This window comes from Streptomyces anatolicus, from assembly GCF_019400875.1.
Lineage (GTDB): Bacteria > Actinomycetota > Actinomycetes > Streptomycetales > Streptomycetaceae > Streptomyces > Streptomyces anatolicus.
In genome coordinates, this window is the sequence record NZ_WMBF01000702.1 from 1 (window position 1) to 2,453 (window position 2,453).

Below are 2,453 nucleotides of genomic sequence, written 5' to 3' on the forward strand. Positions count from 1 at the left end.
GCCCCGGGCCGCGTGACCGCTCTCACTCACCCGTTCCCACTCACCCGTTCCCACTCACCCGTTCCCACTCACCCGTACCCGAGCGCGTGCAGCCGGGCGTCGTCGATCCCGAAGTGGTGCGCCACCTCGTGCACCACGGTGATCTCCGTCTCGGCGACGACGTCCTCCCGCGAATCGCACATCCGGAGCGTGGGCCCCCGGTAGATGGTGATGCGGTCCGGCAGCACACCCGCGTACCACTCACCGCGATCCGTCAACGGCGTCCCCTCGTACAGCCCGAGCAGCTCGGGATCGTCGGAGGGCGGCTCGTCCTCGACAAAGACGGCCACGTTGTCCATCAACCGCGTCAATTCCGGCGGAATCCGGTCAAGAGCCTCGCCGACCAGTTCCTCGAACTCCTCGCGCGTCATCTCCAGCACTCCCCCATTGTCGGCCACGCCACCGCCCCCGTCCCGGCATACCCACCACCGCAACTGGGCATACGGGACCAATGGCTCGCACTCGCCGCACCGGTCCCGCAGGCGAACTGATCAGCCCACCTCACCCCTTCGCGCGTGCCCTCGGCCTGATAGCCGTCGTCCTCTTCGGCGCCTGGCTCGGCCTGCTGATCGTCGGCAGCGTGCACGCGCCGGTCGGCCCCATGGACACCCGCATGACGCTCCGGCCGTCCCTGACCGGCGGCACGAAGATCGACGTCTCCCCGCTCGGCGCCCTCGAACTGCGCTCCCACATCGCCCCCATCCGCCTCGACGTGGACGTCGACCGCCTCGACCCGGTGCGCGCCCAGGCCCTCGTCGACCACCCCGAACGGCTCTCGGGACTCCAGGACGAGGTCGCGCGCGACGTCGGCCACGGCACGCTCGACCTGGCCATACGCTCCTGCGTCGCCGTCGTATCGGGCGCCACCGCACTCGGCCTCGCCGTCTACCGCCGCCCGCGCCGCGCCCTCGCCGCGGGCGGTCTCGCGCTCGCCCTGCTCGCCGCGTCGGGCACGGCCGCGTACGCCACCTGGAACCCGAAGTCGGTCCTTGAGCCCAAGTTCTCCGGCCTCCTCAGCAGCGCACCCTCGGTCGTCGGCAACGCGCGCAGCATCGTCAGCGAATTCGACGTCTACCAACAGGAGTTGGCCCGCCTGGTCACCAACGTCACCAAGCTCTACGACGTGACGTCCACACTCCCCGCCTACCAGCCGGACCCCACCACCATGCGGGTCCTGCACGTCTCCGACATCCACCTCAACCCGGCGAGCTGGAAGATCATCGCTTCCCTCGTCGAGCAGTACGAGATCGATGTCATCGTCGACTCCGGCGACACCATGGACCACGGCTCGGCCGCCGAGAACGCCTTCCTCGACCCCATCGAGGACCTCGGCGCCCCCTATGTGTGGGTGCGCGGCAACCACGACTCGTTCACCACCCAGCGCTATCTGGAGCGCTTCAAGAACGTCCACGTGCTCGACGACGGCAAGGCCGAGACCGTCGCCGGCCTGCGCTTCGCCGGGATCGGCGATCCGCAGTACACCCCCGACCGCTCCACGAAACAGGAGGGCTCCGCCGTCCAGCACATGGCCGGCATCCGCCTCGCCTCGGCCCTGCGCGCCGAACGGGCGGCCGGTACGCCGGTCGACGTGGCGATCGCGCACAACCCGACGGCGGCGCGGGAGACGGACGGCGAGGTGCCGCTCGTCCTCGCGGGGCACGTGCACCGGCAGGAGATGGAGGTCATGGACGGGGGGACGCGGCTGCGGATCGAGGGCTCGACGGGGGGCAGCGGGCTGCGGGCCGTCGAGGGCAAGTACCCCGATCCGGTCGAGGCGTCCGTCCTCTACCTGGACCGTACGACCAAGCGGCTGCAGGCCTGGGACGAGATCAGGCTGGGCGGGCTCGGTCTCACGAAGGCGGAGGTCAGCCGTCACCTCCCCAAGGAGAACCAGCCCGGGGCGACGCCTTCCCCGACGACGCCGTCCGCTCCCTCCTCAGCTCCCTCCTCCGCTTCCCCCTCGCCGTCCCGTGCGGGGTCCGCCGGGGAGGGGGTGCCCGCCCCCCGATAACCGTTTTGGCGATACCTCCCCGCATCCCATATGCTTCTCACGTCCCCGACGCGCTGCAAAGCGCCCAGGCGGGCCTATTAGCCCTCATCGTCTAGTGGCCCAGGACGCCGCCCTTTCAAGGCGGTAGCACGGGTTCGAATCCCGTTGGGGGCACGCAACACTTGTGCGAGACTTGTGCTCGCACAACGCTTGGTCCTGTGGAGCAGTTTGGAGTGCTCGCCACCCTGTCAAGGTGGAGGCCGCGGGTTCAAATCCCGTCAGGACCGCTTGCGATTCCTCGCGGATCGCGTGGCTGGGTAGCTCAGTTGGTACGAGCGATCGCCTGAAAAGCGATAGGTCGCCGGTTCGATCCCGGCCCCAGCCACCTCTTCGAAGGCCCCGCCCACGTGGACGGGGCCTTCGC

2 protein-coding genes and 3 tRNA genes are annotated in these 2,453 nt (G+C 69.7%); 4 read left to right on the forward strand and 1 reads right to left on the reverse strand.

Annotation, left to right across the window (positions count from 1 at the left end; genetic code table 11):
• Positions 1-68: 68 nt before the first annotated feature.
• The gene (locus GKQ77_RS31550) at positions 69-419 is read right to left on the reverse strand and encodes a metallopeptidase family protein (protein WP_125513801.1); all 351 of its coding nucleotides are present in this window, start codon (positions 417-419) and stop codon (positions 69-71) included.
• Between the two features lie 71 nt (positions 420-490).
• On the opposite strand from GKQ77_RS31550, the gene GKQ77_RS31555 reads away from it, so the two are divergent.
• From GKQ77_RS31555 to GKQ77_RS31570, 4 genes are all read left to right on the forward strand, one after another.
• Positions 491-2,050 carry a metallophosphoesterase family protein gene (locus GKQ77_RS31555; protein WP_219692540.1) on the forward strand — a complete coding sequence of 520 codons (1,560 nt, stop codon included), beginning with the start codon at positions 491-493 and terminating at the stop codon, positions 2,048-2,050.
• Between the two features lie 80 nt (positions 2,051-2,130).
• Positions 2,131-2,203 (forward strand) — tRNA-Glu (locus GKQ77_RS31560).
• 38 nt (positions 2,204-2,241) lie between these two features.
• Positions 2,242-2,316: transfer RNA gene (locus tag GKQ77_RS31565), tRNA-Asp, on the forward strand.
• Between the two features lie 24 nt (positions 2,317-2,340).
• Positions 2,341-2,414 (forward strand) — tRNA-Phe (locus GKQ77_RS31570).
• Positions 2,415-2,453: the final 39 nt, after the last annotated feature.